14 protein-coding genes and 2 tRNA genes are annotated in these 17511 nt (G+C 43.6%); 1 reads left to right on the top strand and 15 read right to left on the bottom strand.

The features are described 5' to 3' along the window. Positions 1-59 precede the first annotated feature (59 nt). The 15 genes from OCV72_RS00210 to OCV72_RS00140 form a co-directional block, all read right to left on the bottom strand. Positions 60-1346, bottom strand: a complete 1287-nt coding sequence (locus OCV72_RS00210; protein ID WP_055280984.1) for a homoserine dehydrogenase — start codon at positions 1344-1346, stop codon at positions 60-62. A 144-nt stretch (positions 1347-1490) separates the two neighbouring features. Further along, a tRNA-Gly gene (locus tag OCV72_RS00205) sits at positions 1491-1563 on the bottom strand. 28 nt (positions 1564-1591) lie between these two features. Further along, positions 1592-1664: transfer RNA gene (locus OCV72_RS00200), tRNA-Gly, on the bottom strand. Between the two features lie 182 nt (positions 1665-1846). Further along, positions 1847-3655 carry an aspartate--tRNA ligase gene (gene aspS, locus OCV72_RS00195; protein WP_055280982.1) on the bottom strand — a complete coding sequence of 603 codons (1809 nt, stop codon included), beginning with the start codon at positions 3653-3655 and terminating at the stop codon, positions 1847-1849. 59 nt (positions 3656-3714) lie between these two features. Then, positions 3715-4986, bottom strand: coding sequence for a histidine--tRNA ligase (gene hisS / locus OCV72_RS00190; RefSeq protein WP_055280980.1), 1272 nt, complete (start codon positions 4984-4986; stop codon positions 3715-3717). Then, a complete protein-coding gene (gene hemZ / locus OCV72_RS00185) occupies positions 4971-6401 on the bottom strand; it encodes a coproporphyrinogen dehydrogenase HemZ (RefSeq protein ID WP_055280978.1) in 1431 nt (476 codons plus the stop codon). The genes hisS and hemZ overlap by 16 nt, the downstream gene beginning before the upstream one ends. 47 nt (positions 6402-6448) lie before the next feature. Beyond that, complete coding sequence (locus OCV72_RS00180) at positions 6449-7072, bottom strand: MBL fold metallo-hydrolase (protein ID WP_055280976.1); 624 nt, start codon at positions 7070-7072, stop codon at positions 6449-6451. Positions 7073-7076: 4 nt separating this feature from the next. Continuing rightward, entirely contained in the window at positions 7077-9422 is a 2346-nt protein-coding gene (locus tag OCV72_RS00175) for a RelA/SpoT family protein (RefSeq protein ID WP_055280974.1), read from the bottom strand. Between the two features lie 29 nt (positions 9423-9451). After that, positions 9452-9976 carry an adenine phosphoribosyltransferase gene (locus tag OCV72_RS00170; RefSeq protein WP_055280971.1) on the bottom strand — a complete coding sequence of 175 codons (525 nt, stop codon included), beginning with the start codon at positions 9974-9976 and terminating at the stop codon, positions 9452-9454. A gap of 73 nt (positions 9977-10049) precedes the next feature. Then, positions 10050-11810 carry a single-stranded-DNA-specific exonuclease RecJ gene (gene recJ, locus OCV72_RS00165; protein ID WP_055280969.1) on the bottom strand — a complete coding sequence of 587 codons (1761 nt, stop codon included), beginning with the start codon at positions 11808-11810 and terminating at the stop codon, positions 10050-10052. Positions 11811-11918: 108 nt separating this feature from the next. After that, entirely contained in the window at positions 11919-14081 is a 2163-nt protein-coding gene (gene secD / locus OCV72_RS00160; protein WP_055280967.1) for a protein translocase subunit SecD, read from the bottom strand. Positions 14082-14109: 28 nt separating this feature from the next. Then, positions 14110-15504, bottom strand: a complete 1395-nt coding sequence (gene scfB / locus OCV72_RS00155; protein WP_028086693.1) for a thioether cross-link-forming SCIFF peptide maturase — start codon at positions 15502-15504, stop codon at positions 14110-14112. 154 nt (positions 15505-15658) lie between these two features. Next, on the bottom strand, positions 15659-15799 hold the full coding sequence (gene scfA / locus OCV72_RS00150; RefSeq protein WP_044924571.1) for a six-cysteine ranthipeptide SCIFF: 141 nt from the start codon (positions 15797-15799) through the stop codon (positions 15659-15661). 73 nt (positions 15800-15872) lie between these two features. Continuing rightward, a complete protein-coding gene (locus OCV72_RS00145) occupies positions 15873-16247 on the bottom strand; it encodes a TIGR04086 family membrane protein (protein WP_028086694.1) in 375 nt (124 codons plus the stop codon). A gap of 73 nt (positions 16248-16320) precedes the next feature. After that, positions 16321-16866: a stage V sporulation T C-terminal domain-containing protein gene (locus tag OCV72_RS00140; RefSeq protein WP_055280965.1), complete on the bottom strand. Its 546-nt coding sequence runs from the start codon at positions 16864-16866 to the stop codon at positions 16321-16323. A 161-nt stretch (positions 16867-17027) separates the two neighbouring features. On the opposite strand from OCV72_RS00140, the gene OCV72_RS00135 reads away from it, so the two are divergent. Further along, entirely contained in the window at positions 17028-17474 is a 447-nt protein-coding gene (locus OCV72_RS00135) for a GatB/YqeY domain-containing protein (RefSeq protein ID WP_028086696.1), read from the top strand. The last annotated feature ends 37 nt before the right edge of the window (positions 17475-17511 follow it).

The following is a 17511-nucleotide window of genomic DNA, read 5'->3' as shown; positions in this document are numbered from 1 at the left end:
CTTGTTACGGTCTCCGTCCTTTAAAAATATTCTGCTATTTATGCTTTTCTATTTATGCTCTAATATTCACGGATCACAGTTCCGATCTCACGTGTCGTATCCATATCCGCCAGATGTTCCAGTGCATCTTCCAGATGCTTTTCCTTTACTGCTTCTGTCACGATAACCAGTTCTGCCGCATCATCTGCCTCCGTCTTCTGGATGACTCTGGCAATACTTACCTTATGTACTCCAAATACACTCGCGATTGCTGCAAGCACACCCGGTTTATTATCCACCAGCATACGGATATAGAATTTATTCTTTACTTCTTTAAAATCCTTTACCGGTGTGTCACGATAACAGGTGCAGCTGATTCTTCCCGTACAATGATACTGAATATCACGGATCACATCGATCACATCACCCATGATCGCGCTGGCTGTCGGAAGTTCTCCCGCTCCACGTCCATAGAACATCGTATCATCTGCTGCATCGGAATGTACGAATACTGCATTAAAGGAATCTCTGACAGATGCAAGAGGATGCTCCTTCGGAATCATCATCGGATGTACTGCAACTTCTATACCACCTTCTGTATTATGTGCGACACCGAGCAATTTGATCACGTCACCGAATTCTTCTGCGTACTCTACATCTTTTGCCGTAATCTTCGTAATTCCTTCTGTATATACATCATCAAATGTCACTCTGGAATGGAATGCGATCGATGCCATGATCGCTACTTTACGTCCGGCATCCAGTCCTTCGATATCGGCTGTCGGGTCTGCCTCAGCATAGCCAAGCTCGGTAGCAAGTGCCAGTGCATCGCCAAAATCCATGCCTTCTTCGATCATCTTGGTCAGGATAAAGTTCGTTGTACCATTGACAATACCGATGACTTCCTGGATCTCATTTGCAGCCAGACACTGCTTCAGTGGACGGATGATCGGGATTGCTCCTGCTACGGCTGCCTCAAATAAGAAGTCCACTCCACTTTCTTCTGCAGCTTCCAGAAGTTCATGTCCATGTGTTGCCACCAGATCTTTATTTGCAGTTACAACATTCTTCCCTGCATACAGAGCTTCCAGAATCATAGTTCTTGCAGGCTCAATGCCGCCCATCACTTCGATCACGATCTCGATTTCATCATCGTTAATGATATCTTCCCACTTATCTGTTAAAAGAGACTGGTCTACGCCTTTTCTCTTCTTATTCATGTTATGTACCAGTATCTTCTGGATCTTAAGACCTGCCCCGGCTTTCATTGCCATCTCATCTTTCTGGCATTCTACAAGCTTATATACACCACTGCCAACCGTTCCAAGTCCCAGAAGACCTGCTTTTACTACTCTTTCCTGATTCATCTTCTCACATCCTCGTTTTCTTGTTCACTCTCTTTTTGTTTATGTACACTTTAGTATAGCACAGTGCCACATATGATTTCAATCGGATTCTTTCTCTGCTCGTAAATTAGTACAACAAAAAAACGTTGCAAACAGTCAATTCAGAGCGACAGACGGGACTCGAACCCGCGACCTCCACCTTGGCAAGGTGGCGTACTACCAACTGTACTACTATCGCATAACAACTACTTGCAACGTCTTTTCAGAGCGACAGACGGGACTCGAACCCGCGACCTCCACCTTGGCAAGGTGGCGTACTACCAACTGTACTACTATCGCACATCAAGTATATTTCATGTTTTCGTGTTCATCAGAACGATATTTAGTATATCGCAACTTTCTCATTATGTCAATATCTTTTTCAAGTTTTTTGAATTTTTCTTTCTATCTGAAAATTCAAATAATTTAACAAATGCCAGGAATAATCTTTATCTGACTGTTCCCGGCATTTTATTCTTTACTTACTCAGCGTCGTCTTTCTTCTCTTCCTTTGCCACTACTGCAATTCCGAGTTCCTCCAGCTGTTTTGCATCTACATGTCCCGGTGCTTCTGTCATCAGGTCAGATGCATCTTTTACCTTCGGGAATGCGATCACGTCACGGATGCTGTCCTGTTTTGCCATCAGCATAACCAGACGGTCCAGACCGTAAGCCAGTCCTGCGTGCGGCGGTACTCCGTATTTGAATGCTGTCAGAAGGAATCCGAACTGCTCCTGAGCCTGTTCTTCCGTAAATCCAAGTACTTTGAACATCTTGCTCTGGATATCCTGATCGAAGATTCTGACACTTCCGCCACCGATTTCATTACCATTTAATACGATATCGTATGCTTTCGCACGCACTCTTCCCGGATCACTGTCGATATACTGAAGATCTTCTTCCATCGGCATCGTAAACGGATGATGCATTGCCGTAAAGCGGTTCTGTTCTTCACTCCACTCAAGAAGCGGGAACTCTGTTACCCACAGGAATTTGTATTCGTTTTTATCAAGGAGTTCCATCTGGCGGGCAAGTTCCAGACGAAGTGCTCCAAGTGTATCCCATACAACTTTATTCTTATCTGCCGCGAATAATAACAGGTCACCGTTCTCTCCGCCCATTGCCTCAATCAGTGCTTTCATCTCGTCATCTGTCATAAATTTGGCAAATGAGGATTTTACAGTTCCGTCTTCATGGATTGCAATATAGGCAAGTCCCTTTGCGCCGTAATCTTTCGCAAAATCAACCAGCTTGTCGATCTTCTTGCGGGCCATTCCACCCTGTCCTTTGGCGTTGATACCGCGAACAGTTCCACCATTTGCAATTGCATTTTTGAATACAACGAACTCGCAGTCTTTTACAACATCTGTAACATTCGTCAGTTCCATACCGAAACGGATATCCGGCTTGTCAGAACCAAAGCGATCCATTGCCTCCTGCCATGTCATTCTCTGGATTGGAAGGGATACTTCTACCCCCAGTACTTCTTTGAATAATTTTGCAAGCAGTCTTTCATTTACCTCGATGACATCATCAACATCTACAAAAGATAACTCCATATCAATCTGTGTGAATTCCGGCTGACGGTCTGCACGTAAGTCTTCGTCACGGAAACATTTTGCAATCTGAAAATATCTGTCATATCCGGAGCACATCAGTAACTGTTTGAATAACTGCGGCGACTGCGGCAGTGCATAGAACTGTCCCTGTTGGATACGGCTCGGTACCAGATAATCTCTTGCTCCTTCCGGTGTACTCTTGATCAGGACCGGTGTCTCAATCTCCAGAAATCCTTCTTCTGCAAGGAACTGACGTGTCAGAGTTGCAACTTTACTTCTCATCATCAGATTGCGCTGCAGATCCGGTCTCCTGAGGTCCAGATATCTGTATTTCAGACGTACTTCTTCTTTTGTCTTGGAATTTTCTTCAATGTGGAACGGAGGTGTCTCTGACTCGGAAAGAATACGGAGTTCTTCCGGAAGTACCTCAATTTCACCTGTTGCAAGATGATCATTCACTGCACCGGAACGCTTTGCAACCGTTCCCACGATTGCTACTACATATTCTGCACGAAGCTTTGCTGCTTTTTCGATCAGCGCAGCTTCTGATTTTCCTTCTTCAAATACCACCTGAATGATACCGGAGCGATCTCTGACATCTACAAATACCAGACCTCCTTTGTTGCGGTTCTTCTGTACCCATCCCATGATGGTAACTTTTTCTCCTACATTGGCTGCAGATAATTCTGCACATCTATGGGTTCTTTTCAACCCTTTCATTGATTCTGCCATGTTCTTTTTTCTCCTTTTTCGGCGTCTTTACGCCGTGATTTATTGTTCTCTAAAACATATTATAAGTTCTCTACGGAATCTGCATAGCAATCCACGATTTCTATATAACCATCTTCTGCCAGCTGTTCTTTCTGGAATTTCTTATTCTTTTTCATGTTGACGATCAGAACCTGTTTTCCTGCCTGACGGTCTGTCTTTGCAAGTGACATTACTTTTAAAAGACCTTCTTTTGTCATCTTCTTTTCTAACAGATATGCTTTCTTCTCTTTTACAGTCGGAACTTCATATCCATTTTCCAGGAGCAGCATAACAATTCTCTCGAATCCGATGGAGAATCCACATGCAGGTGTATCCTGTCCGGTAAATTTACCGATCATCTTATCATAACGTCCGCCTCCGGCTACTGATCCGCCGAAGTCATCCATTGTTACTTCAAAGATAGTTCCTGTATAGTAAGACTGTCCTCTTACAAGTGTCGGGTCGAATTTGATATTAAATTCGCATTCCTTTGCAGTCTCAACGCTGGAAATGATCATTTCCATACTATCTGCTGTCTCTCCACTTAAGCAGTCTCCTAATTTTTCTTTCAGAAAACGGATACCTGTCACATCCGGTGCAACATCCTGAAACAGCTGAAGATAAGTCTCTACATTTTCCTTTGCATATCCCATCTCTTCCAGTTCTTTTGCAACGCCTTCTGCCCCGATCTTGTCCATCTTATCCAGGATAATGAAGACTTCATCATAGTCTTCCTCACGGAAGCCACTATATGCAGCCATTGCCTTCAGTATGTTACGGTCATTGATACATACCGTAAAGTTCTGGAAGCTTAACTTTCCAAGCATAGCTGTGGTTGCAAGGATCAGCTCAATCTCTGCAAGATTTCCCGGTTCACCCAGAATATCAATATCGCACTGCATGAACTGTCTGAAACGTCCTTTCTGCGGACGGTCTGCTCTCCATACATTCCCGATCTGCAATGCTTTGAACGGCGCCGGAAGCTCATTCGAATGGTTCGCATAATATCTGGCAAGCGGTACGGTAAGGTCGTAACGCAGACCTCCATCCACCAGATCATTCTCTTCTTTTGCTGTATCGATCTTCAGTTTTTCACCTCTTTTTAAAATCTTGAAGATCAGTTTCTCGTTGTCTCCTCCCTGCTTGCTGCACAGGTTCTCGATATGTTCCACACACGGTGTCTCGATGGAACAGAATCCGTATGTCTTATACGTCTCTTTAATAAGTCCGATCAGGTAATCACGGATCTCCATCTCACGTGGGAGCATGTCTTTCATACCGGTAACCGGTTTTTTCTTTAATGCCATAACCATTCTCCTTTGCGTTCTATCATTTCGTCGATCCTGTCGATATAGGCATCTACTGCCTTGACATTCTCCTGACGGATCAGACGTGTCATTTTCTTCTTTTTACTGCCCGGCATAGGAATCGGATTCTTTAATACGATTTTTGTCGATGCACCTGCGCCTGCGGCAATAATAGATTGTTTTTCTTCCATAATAAGTATATTGTATATTCCGGCTTTGTCAACCTTTGCATAACCAACATTTTCAAAATTCCCTGCAATATTCTTCTGTCTGTACAGATAATACGGGAAAAGTTCCATCTCTTCTGCTGTTTTTGCTGCTTTTTCGATCATGCCGGAAAGGATGTCATGTGTCTCCTTCACATCCCGGTGTAAATCTCTCATTTCCATTCTGGCCGCTCTCTTGATTGCCAGTGAATGCACCGTCAGACTGTCCGGCTTCATCTGAGCGATCTGAGCCAGTGTATCTTCCATATCAGAAATATCTTCCCCCGGAAGTCCTGCGATAATATCCATATTGATATTATCGAATCCGGTCTCTCTGGCCAATGCATAGGCCTCTTTTATCTCTTCTACGGTATGCTTTCTTCCGATCGCATCCAGTGTCTTCTGCTGCATGCTCTGCGGATTGATGGAAATCCTGGTAATGCCGTGGCTCTTTATGACCTTTAATTTTTCTTCTGTTATGCTGTCTGGTCTTCCTGCTTCTACAGTATACTCCAACAGATGTTCTCTCGAAAATTTCTCATCAATCCATCCCATCAGTCGTTCCAGCTGCTCTGCCGTCAGAGTAGTCGGTGTACCTCCGCCGATGTAGATTGTATTCAGCTTTTTATTTTTTGAACGCTCTGCGATAAATTCCAACTCTTTACAAAGTGTATCTACATATACATCTACTTTTTCTTTCCAGCGATCCAGCGGTCCGGAACTGAAAGAACAATAAGAACAGACCGACGGACAGAACGGGATTCCTACATACAAGCTGTACCCTTCTTCATAATCCAGTTCTTCCAGAATCTTCCGCTCCCTCTCGGCAATCTCCCATGCAAGCACTGCCTTTTCTTTTCTTACTCTTGCGCTTTCCCATGCCCATCTGATATAATCTTCTTTTTTCCAGCCGGCTTCCAGCTTCTGCATAGCAAGCTTGGTCGGACGTACGCCTGTAAGCACTCCCCACGCAAGTGGTTCTCCGGTGATCTTCTCCAGTTGGTCATACAGATTCAGGTCTGTCTGCCGCTTTTTCTCCGTTTGCAGATTCTCCGTTTCTGCAAAAATTTCCTGACCATCCGGTAATTGTACCGTTACATAATTAGAGGCTTCTTCATCCGTCTTGCAGGATACTTCCTGCGACGGATAAAAAGCCTTTAATATATGATACGCATTATAAGTATAAGACTCGCTTTTACATATAATCTGAATCATTTTAATTCTCCATTCTGTTTTTTATCACTGTCTTTTGCCAACATTCATTATATAAATGGATTATGGAGTTTTTCATAACCGATCGTCGTTTCTTCCATATGCCCCGGATATACATGTGTCTCTTCCGGCAATACCAACAGTTTCTCCTTTACAGAACGAACCAATGCCGATGCACTTCCACCCGGGAAGTCTGAACGGCCAACCGATGTCTGGAATAATGTATCACCGCTAAAGAGAACACCTTCCTGTTCCATATAATAACAGCATCCACCCGGTGTATGTCCCGGTGTATGGATCACACGGAACTGAAAACCTGCAATTTCCAGCTGTTGCCCATCACTGACCGGAACCGCCTCCTCAAACCGGTATCCTCCACGCACATATGTAGAAGACAGATTACTTTCACCGTCCGTCATCATCGGAAGGTCCGCTTCTTCTACATATACCGGAACTTTTACGTCTTCCATCACATCAGAAAGTCCCATAATATGATCAAAATGTGCATGTGTCAAAAGCACCGCTTTCAGTTTCAGTCCCTGCTCCTTTACCGCATTCTTTACCTTCGCCGGATAAGCTCCCGGGTCAACCATGACCGTCTCTTTTGTCTCTTCGTTGATTACCAGATAGCAATTCGTACCAATCATTCCAACTACGTATTTCTTTATCTTCATACTTTTAGCCTGTTGCCCTTTCTATATCAATGATTCCGGAAAGTTGCTGCAATTTCTTCACGATACGCTCCAGTTCTTCACGGCCGTGAACGATGAATCCCATCTCAATTGTTGCTGTTCCCTTCTTACTGGTACGGACATTCATAGATTTGACATCCACATTCTCTTCTGTGAAAATTCTGGAAATCTCCATCAGAAGCCCCTGCTGGTCATTGGCATACATCTTGATCTCGGCAAGATACTGACCTCCTGATTTTTCTGTCACTTCCGTCTCCCACTCTGCCGGAATCAGTCTTGCGCGTTCCGCTTCGGACAGATGTATCATATTGATACAGTCTGTACGGTGAATGGACAGACCTCTTCCACGGGTAACGAATCCGATAATCTCATCTCCCGGTACCGGATTACAGCATCTGGAAAAACGGACCGCCATATCATCAATTCCCTTGACTACAATACCGCTCTTGGACTTGGCAATATGCACCTTATTTTTTGCAGCCTCAGCCACTCTCTCCAGAACAACTTCATCCGTAATTGCCTGTCTGTGATCTTTTCCATACTCTTCTGCAAGCCGGTTTACTACCTGTCCTTCTTTTAATCCTCCGTGACCGATTGCCGCCAGCACAGATTCCCAGTCTTTGAATCCATATTTTTTCTGCACGATCTCCTGGTACTTCGGCTGAATAATATTTGTAAGATTGATACTCTTTGCCTTGCAGTATGTAGCAATCATATCCTTTCCACGGATGATATTACTTTCTTTGAATTCTTTTTTAAACCACTGGTTGATCTTGTTCTTTGCCTGTGTACTTTTTACAATATTCAGCCAGTCCCTGCTTGGCCCCTTGGAATTCTGTGAAGTCAGGATCTCAATTCGATCCCCGTTCTGAATTTTATAATCGATATTGACCAGTTTTCCGTTCACTCTGGCCCCAACCATCTTATTTCCAACTGCACTATGGATCGCATAAGCAAAGTCAATCGGCGTCGAACCATTCGGCAGGTTCTTGACATCTCCCTGCGGTGTAAAGCAATACACATCTTCTGCAAACAGATCAAGGTCACCTTTGATCAGATTCAGGAATTCCCGGTTATCCGACATGTCTCTCTGCCATTCCAGGATCTGGCGCAGCCAGCTTAACTTCTCTTCTTCCTGTGCTTCAACACTCTTCTTACCGTCATTCGACTCTTTATATTTCCAATGCGCCGCAATACCATATTCAGCTGTCTTATGCATCTCTTCTGTACGGATCTGGATCTCGAACGGCTGTCCGACCGAACTCATCAGCGTTGTATGCAGTGACTGGTACATATTCGGTTTTGGCATTGCAATATAATCTTTAAATCGTCCCGGGATCGGCGTATACATCTCATGAATCACACCGAGTGCCGCATAGCAGTCCTTTACAGATTCTACGATAATACGGACTGCGAACAGATCATAGATCTGATCTACTGTCTTATCCTGATTGACCATCTTTTTATAAATGCTGAAGAAATGTTTGACACGCCCGTTGACTTCTGCTTTGATGCCCGCATTCTTCATATGTGTCGACACTTCATCTACAATCTGCTCTACAAATTCTTCCCGCTCAGTCTTTCTGGCATTGATCTGATTCACCAGATCATAGAACACTTCCGGCTGTGAATACTTAAGTGCCAGATCATCCAGTTCTGTCTTGATCTTGGAAATTCCAAGACGCTGTGCGATCGGTGCGTAAATGTCCATCGTCTCTTTTGCTTTTTCTTTCTGTTTCGCCGGTGTCATAAACTGCAGTGTACGCATATTATGCAGACGGTCTGCAAGTTTGATGATGATGACTCGGATGTCCTTTGCCATTGCCAGGAACATCTTTCTTAAATTTTCTGCCTGTACCTCCAGTTTATCCGAAGAATAAGAAAGTCTTCCCAGCTTGGTAACTCCATCTACCAGAAGTGCTACTTCTGCTCCGAATTCCTTTCGGATATCTTCTTCCGTAAACTTTGTATCTTCAACCACATCGTGCAGCATTCCTGCAGCGATCGTCTCTTTATCCATCTCAAGATCTGCCAGAATGATCGCTACCCATAACGGATGGATGATATATGGCTCTCCGGATTTTCTGCGCTGATCTCCATGTGCTTCAACTGCCAGCTTATAAGCTTTCTCAATCAGGGAAACATCTGTGGACGGATGATACTTTCGGATACGGGCAATCAACATGCCATACAACCGGTCTGGATCTTCATAATCTTCCTGCGATTTCACCGCATGTCCGTCTACGACCGCGAGTCCTTTTGTATGGTCTTTCGTCAGGGCTTCCGGTGCAATCCGGTTGTCCAGTGATTCATATGTTGTCTTGTCTGACATATCAACGCCTCCTTCCCTTGATGCTTCTATTATTTACCCGGATATGTGATCACGGCATCCACATCATATCCTTCTAATCGCTCTCTTCCCTTTAATCCCGCAAGTTCCATAAGAAATACCGTCTTTACCACTTTTCCGCCAAGTCCTTCAATCAGTTTTACCATTGCTTCATTGGTTCCGCCTGTTGCGATCAGGTCGTCAATGATAACCACTCTTTGTCCCGGTTTGATCGCATCTTTATGCATCTCGATCGTAGCAGTACCATATTCCAGTTCATATTCAACAGAAACAGTCTCGCAAGGGAGCTTTCCTTTTTTTCTGATCGGGATAAATGGCTTATGCAGGTTATATGCAATCGGAACTCCAAAAATAAATCCTCTGGATTCCGGTCCTACAACCACATCAAACTCTACGTCTTTTAATTTTTCCTGCATCAGATCTATTGCCAGATGTAACCCCTCCGCATCCTGAAGAATGCTTGTTACATCTCTGAATATAATTCCCGGTTCCGGAAAATCCGGAATGCTTCTTACATACTCTTCTATCGCTTTCATGATACTCTCTCCATTTCTGTCTAAAATACAACTTTAAGTATAGCATTACTTTTTCTAATTTTCAATCTATGGTTTAACGGTAATGCGTCACCACAATCTGTGGTGTCTTTTTCCCCATATATTCATTAATATCCGGATAATATGTCATCGAGATCCGGATCTGTCTGCCACGACCTTTTAAGAGTGCCTCCACTTCTGTCTTTCCATACTGTTCTTCCAGTTTGCCCAGAAAATCATCTGCATGATGGAACAGCATTGCTTCGATCCTGCATCCATTCACATCCTGCACCTGTAATTTCAGTACATTTCTATTCTTCCCAAGAATTCTTGCACCAAGTAATGTGACATCGCGTGCTGCAAATACCGGTTTTGTATTTCCTTTTCCAAATGGTTCCAGAAGTTCCAATTCTTTCACCAATCCTTCCGTCACACATCCGAACGGCATCTCCATATCGATAGTTACTTTTTCTTTCATCTCTTCTTCGGTCAGCGTACAGTTTTTATTCAACATCTCGCGAAATTTCCCGACATTCTCTTTCGGAAGTGACAATCCGGCTGCCAGCCGGTGTCCGCCAAACTTCGTCAGAAATTCTTTGCATTTATTCAGTTCTTCATACATGTGGTATCCGTCGATCGACCTGCCGGATCCTTTCACTCCTTCTTCTGCATCCGTCAGTACAAACACCGGTTTATAATAGTTCTCTCTTATCCTTCCAGCGACGATACCTGCCAGACTTTCATGACAATCCGGAAGATAAACGACCAACACCTTGTCCTTGGAAATGGTTGTTGTCTCCACCTGCTCTTCTGCCTGTTTTACAGCCTCTTCCGTCATATCCTTCCTGCTGTCATTCAACGCTTTCAAGTCTCCTGCAAGGATATCTGCCTCCTTCTGCGTTCCTGCTCTCAGTAATTCCAGCGCACGTTTTGCTGTATCCAATCTTCCGCTGGCATTGATACATGGCCCGAGTACAAAACCGATATGATAGGAATTCAGGCTGTTCTTGTCAATCCCTGTACACTCGATCAAAGCTTTCAATCCCGGATTCTTTGTGCGCCTCAGCATCTGAAGACCTTCTTTGACAAAAATACGGTTCTCATCTTCCAGATCCATCACGTCTCCGATCGTAGCGATCGCAACATTTTCGATCAGATCATCCAGATCCGCCGAATCCATTCCCATACTCTCCCACAATGCCTCCATCAGCTTGTATGCAACCGCAGCACCGCAGAGTCCTTTAAATGGATAGAGACAATCCGGCTGCTTAGGATCCATAACCGCATCTGCCGGCGGAATTCTGTATCGTTTTTCTCCATCCTGTTCATCAAACGGGACCTCATGGTGATCTGTTACGATCACTGTCATCCCCATTTCTTTTCCATACGCGATTTCATCTGCTGCCGCGATCCCATTATCACAGGTAATGAGCGTATCTACACCGGCTTCATAAGCTCTTTCGACCAGATGCCTGTTCAGTCCATATCCGTCACTGATACGGTCTGGTATATCACTGTCCACATCCGCACCGAGACGTTCCAGTCCTTCCAGCAGAATGTAAGTTGCATTCACCCCGTCTATATCATAATCTCCGATCACCCGGATTTTCTTATCTTCCAGGATCTTCTCTTTCAGAATATCGATTGCTTTATCCATATCTTTCATCAGCATTCCATCATACAGATCACTGATTGTTCCATTCAGATAGCGGTCAACCGCTTCTTCCCCGATCACATCCCTGTTCCGGATCAGACATGCCAGCCGCGGGCTGATCTGGTATTTTTTCCCTATTGCCTCAAAATCTGCGCCTTTCCGCAGCAGAACCCATCGTTCCATTGTTGTCGCTCCTTTGTCTCTTCAGTCTAAGTACAATTACTTTTTAATTTTAAAAAAGCAGTTATACCCTGTCAACAGGCATAACTGCTTTTCAAATCATTTTCTGATTTATTTTTTCTTTTTGTTTGTTGCTTTTTTAGAGACTTTTGTTTTCATAACATACCACAGGGCTCCTGTGATACATACGGAAGAATATCCTCCGCAGATGATACCTGCCATAAGCGGTGCTGCAAATTCACGAATAGAACTTACACCCATAATAAACAGAACAAATACCATGATAAATGTCGTCAACGATGTATAAATACTTCTTGTCAACGTCTGTGTTATACACTTATTTACCACTTCAGCCAGATCATCGTTTCTCTTCATCAGTGGAAGTTCCTCACGGATTCTGTCAAAGATTACAATCGTTGCATTGATGGAATAACCGACAATCGTCAGCATACATGCAATAAATGTTGTTCCCACTGAGATTCTGGATGCCGCATAGAATGCAAGTACCACCAGAACGTCATGTAACAGTGCCGCAACCGCACTTGTAGCAAAACGTACATCTTTGAAACGGAACCAGATGTAAAGCAGCATAAAGATTGTTGCCACGATCACAGCAATTACTGCATCACGACGCATCTCACCACTGATCGTAGAACTTATATTTTCAGCTGTGATATCGGATTCTTTCACTCCGAATGTAGTTTTCAGTGCTTTGTTGACCTGCTCACGTTTCGCAAGACTTAATGTCTTTGTTTTAATAATGACCTGTTTGGTTCCGGACACCTTCTGTGTCTGAATGTTGTGGTCTCCTGTAATCTTTTCTACTACAGGAACAATCTCTTCATCGATCTCATCGATAGAATAATCTTTGTCAAATTTCACATTCATAGAAGTTCCGCCCTGGAAATCCAGACTGTATGCCAGTGCTCCATTTCCCTTTGCCGAATTGACTCCCATGATCACAAATCCTGCAAGGATCAGTGCAATGGAAACGCTGAAGAATATCTTCTTCTTTCCGAGGAAATTCACCGGCTTTCTTTCTTTCATCTGATGATAATACAGACTCTCTTTGCGGATTCCGATTCCATAGAATGCATATACGATCATACGTGTGATCACCAGTGCGGTAAACATGGATACCACAATACCGATTGCCAGTGTCTGTGCGAATCCTTTTACTGTTCCGGAACCTTTGAACCACAGAACCGCTGCTGCAATCAGGGTTGTTATGTTACCGTCAACGATAGCTGACATTGCTTTCTGGAATCCTGCCTTGAGTGATGACTTCACAGTTTTTCCTTTCGCCATCTCTTCACGCACACGGGCAAAGATGATAACGTTCGCATCCACCGCCATACCAATACTTAAAATGATACCTGCAATACCCGGAAGGGTTAAGGTTACATCAAATGCATTCAGGATCACCAGTACAATCTCTGTATAGATCAGCAGTGCCAGACTGGATGCCAGTCCCGGAAGCCTGTATACTAGAATCATAAACAGGAATACCAGGATCAGACCGATCACTCCCGCCTTCAGACTTGTGCTAAGTGCCTGTTCTCCAAGTTGTGCTCCGACTACATTCGAACGTAATTCTTCCAGTTCCAGTTTCAGTCCACCGATACGGATCGTTGATGCCAGATTATCAGCTTCTTCGTATGTAAAGTCTCCGGTAATATAAGCCTGTCCGCCTGTGATCGCAGACTGGACAACCGGACTGGAGATGGTCTCACCGTCATAAATGATCGCAATCTGTTTTCCGATATTGTTCTGTGTTGCTGTAGCAAATTTCTTTGTTCCTGATTTTGTCAGGTTCAGTTCTACGGAGTATTCTTTATTCCCCATATCATCCTGACCACTCTTTGCAGATGCGCTCTTTACATCGGTTCCTGTAAGGACCGTCTCACCATCTGCCGTCTGGAAAGAAAGGGAACCTGGTTTTCCAAGTTCATCCAGAATCTTATTGGCATCTGTAACACCAGGAATCTCGATATTGATTCGATCGTCTCCCTCCTGGTATACACTTGCTTCTGTACTGTACTGCTCTACTCGCTTTTGCAGCTTATAGATTGTATCACTCATCTCTTCTTTGGTCGGATTCTTATCTTTTACCTGATAAGTGATGCTGACACCACCGGCTAGATCCAGACCAAGTTTGATGTTCTTCATCGCACCGGTCTTAGATTTTCCAATTCCTGCGATAACAGTAAAACCAAGACCGACGATGAGGATTACCGTCAGAAGCAGACTCAGTATGCTTTTTGACTTTTTCATCGTTCTCCTACACATCCTCTCGAATTATTTATTCTTCTGCAAGTGCAGCCTTCATCATGATCGCACACTCTACACGCTTCCTTTGCATCTCACAGCCGATCTCATAGGTATCATGGATCGTACCGTGGAAATTGTAAGAGTTTGCCATACATCCACCACTGCAATAGAATTTTGCAAAACAGTTTCTGCATTTATCTTTCGAATACACATTACAGCTTCTGAAATCGTCCGCAATCTCCGGCTTCACGATTCCATCGTCCACATTACCCATCAGAAAATCATCCTGTCCGACGAACTGATGGCATGGATAGAGGTCGCCCCATGGTGTAACAGCCAGATATTCTGTTCCGGAACCGCATCCGGATAAACGTTTTGCCACACACGGACCACCATTTAAATCTATCATAAAATGGAAGAAATTGAAGCCTTTTCCCTCTTTCTCGCGTTCGATCATCATCTTCGCAAGTTTATCATATTCCTCCATGATCTTAGGAAGATCTTCCTCCCTGATCGCATACGGATCGCTTTCATCTCCAACGACCGGCTCGATCGACATCTGTTTGAATCCAAGATCTGCAAAATGCATAATATCATTGGAAAAGTCCAGATTGTTTCTTGTAAATGTTCCACGGATATAATATTTTTCCTGATTTCTGCTTTCTGCAAGCTTCTGGAATTTCGGAACGATCAAATCATAGCTTCCCGTTCCGTTACGGAACGGACGCATCTGGTCATTGATTTCCTTTCTTCCATCCAGACTTAATACAACATTGTCCATCTCTTTATTTACAAATTCCTGTATCTCATCATTTAAAAGGACACCATTGGTCGTAACGGTAAAACGGAAATGCTTGTTATGGATCTTCTCCTGTTCTCTTCCGTAAGCCACCAGATCTTTTACAACCTGCCAATTCATCAGAGGTTCCCCTCCGAAGAAGTCAACTTCCAGGTTGCGGCGGTTTCCGGAATTTGCGATCAGGAAATCCAGTGCCTTCTTACCCACTTCAAAGCTCATAAGTGCACGTCTTCCGTGGTACTCTCCCTCTTCTGCGAAGCAATATTTACAGGCAAGGTTACAGTCATGTGCAATGTGCAGGCACAATGCTTTTACGACCGTTTTCCTCTTCTTCACCTCTTCAATCATACATTCGTATGTATCTTTTACAAATAACTGTCCGCCTTCTGTCAGCTCGATCACGTCTGACAATGCATCTTCGATATCTGACGCTTCGTATTTATTTCCCAGTGACTGTAGAAGCTGATCTTTTACATCTGTTTCTTTTAATGTTCCGGCAGTTGGTTCTGTCTCTGATCCGTTCAATTTTGCGATCACATCATAACAGACATCATCTACCACATGTACAGAGCCGCTGTACACATCCATAACGATATTGTATCCATTATTACGGTACTGATGAATCATATCTGGTACCCCTTTCTTGTTTTTCATATTCTATATCGGAAAATTCCTGTTATTTCTCTGATTGTCTGAAATCTCATGTTGTCAAATAATTCCATGAACAGCAAGAAACAGCGACCCTAAAGACCGCTGTCCCGAGTATCCATATGATTTTAAATTATTTGTTCTGTTCGCAAGTCTGATTTCCTACTGTGCAGGATGTCTTACATGCTGACTGGCATGATGTCTGACATTCGCCACATCCACTTTTTTTCAGGTTGCTGTTCATAGGTTTATTCAATGATTTTACATGTTTCATGTTCATGTCCCTCCTTACTATTGCTTAACTTATGTTATTATAACATTTCAATATAGGTTTCGCAATCCTTTTCTTAGGATATCATTCCGCCGGCCATGCCGCCTCCCGCACACAACGCAAATGTCACCAATATCTCTGTACTGCTTCCATGAAATGTGCGGTAGATTCCGACTGTGACAAGCAAAAGTAACGCAAAATACAATATTCCCAGAACAATTCCCCACAGGAACCGCCTGACTTTTGCAAGTTTTCCCACCACAAGTCCGCCGGTAAATGTCGAGATCAGATAGACTGCCGTCACTCCTGCCGTCACCGCGCCTTCATTTAATTCGAATTTATAAAGAGCCAGCGCCAGTATTATCAGAAGAATACCTGTCACTACATATGCCGCAAGAAGAGCTTTCACCATCCACATGATCCATACTTCATTTTGTTCTTTTTTTCTCATCTGCTCCCTCCTCATCTATCACAGATTATGAAGAGAGACTCTCATTTATGCTTCTGTTCTGTCCATAATTGTTCTATTGTTCCATCTGTTTTCCCAGAACCTTCGCTGTATATTCCGCAAGGCAGATTTCTCTTTCTTCAAACAGGTCTTTCTGATCCATGTTCAGCAGGAGTACCGCCCCGATCACATCCCCCGCACACAGGATCGGACTGATCACCTCCTGACTGTAAGGTTCTGTTTTGCTCACCACCGGCACATATCTTTTTTCTCCTGCTTTTGCATTCTGCGTCTTTCTTTCCTTCAGAAACTCTCCGAGTTCCCTTGTTATATCTTCATCCTGCAGCTCTTTCTTCCCGTTTCCTGCCGCTGCGACCACCTGATCCATATCACAGATTCCTGCCAGACATCCCAGCATCTGCGACAGACTTTCTGCATACTGTTTGGCGAATGCCGATAATTCTCCGATCGGAGAATATTTCTTCAGAATAATCTCTCCTTCCTTGTCCGTGAATATCTCCAGTGGGTCGCCTTCCCTGATCCTCAGTGTTCTTCTGATTTCTTTTGGAACGACTACACGTCCCAGATCATCGATTCTTCTTACGATTCCTGTTGCTTTCATAGCATTTATCTTCCTCCTGTTTTTTTCTGTTTTTTCCATATTTTCTAACATATGGTTAGTATGCTGAGAAAAAGATGGAATTATTCATTCTGATATTAGACTGGATATTTTTTCAATAGTTTTGTATAATAGTTGGAAGAAAATATTAGGAGGAATGAATCATGAGTAAAATTGATGAAGTACGTGCTGATATGGTCAAAGCCATGAAAGCAAAAGACAAAGACACAAAGGAAACTTTATCCATGCTGCTTGCAGCTCTTAAGAATAAAGCAATCGACAAACGTGCGGATCTGACACCGGAAGAAGAGACACAGGTTATCTTAAAAGAGATCAAGCAGACAAAAGAGACACTCGATATGACTCCTGCAGACCGTACAGAGATCATCGAAGAATGCAATAAGCGTCTTGCAGTTCTGGAACAGTATGCTCCTAAGATGATGGATGAAGCAGAGATCAAAGAAGTTGTTGCTTCTGTTCTTGCAGAAATGGGACTGGATGCTCCTACTGCAAAGGATAAAGGAAAGATCATGAAGAACCTGATGCCTAAAGTAAAAGGCAAGGCAGACGGAAAGCTCGTTAACGAGATCGTATCTGCTTTTATGAATTAAGACAGTACCATTATTAATGGGCGGCACCCGGTTGGAT

Source organism: Dorea amylophila, assembly GCF_025567265.1.
In the GTDB taxonomy this organism is placed as follows: Bacteria; Bacillota; Clostridia; order Lachnospirales; family Lachnospiraceae; genus Dorea_A; species Dorea_A amylophila.
The sequence above is the reverse complement of the archived record's forward strand: the minus strand, read 5'-3'. Positions and strand labels throughout refer to the sequence as shown.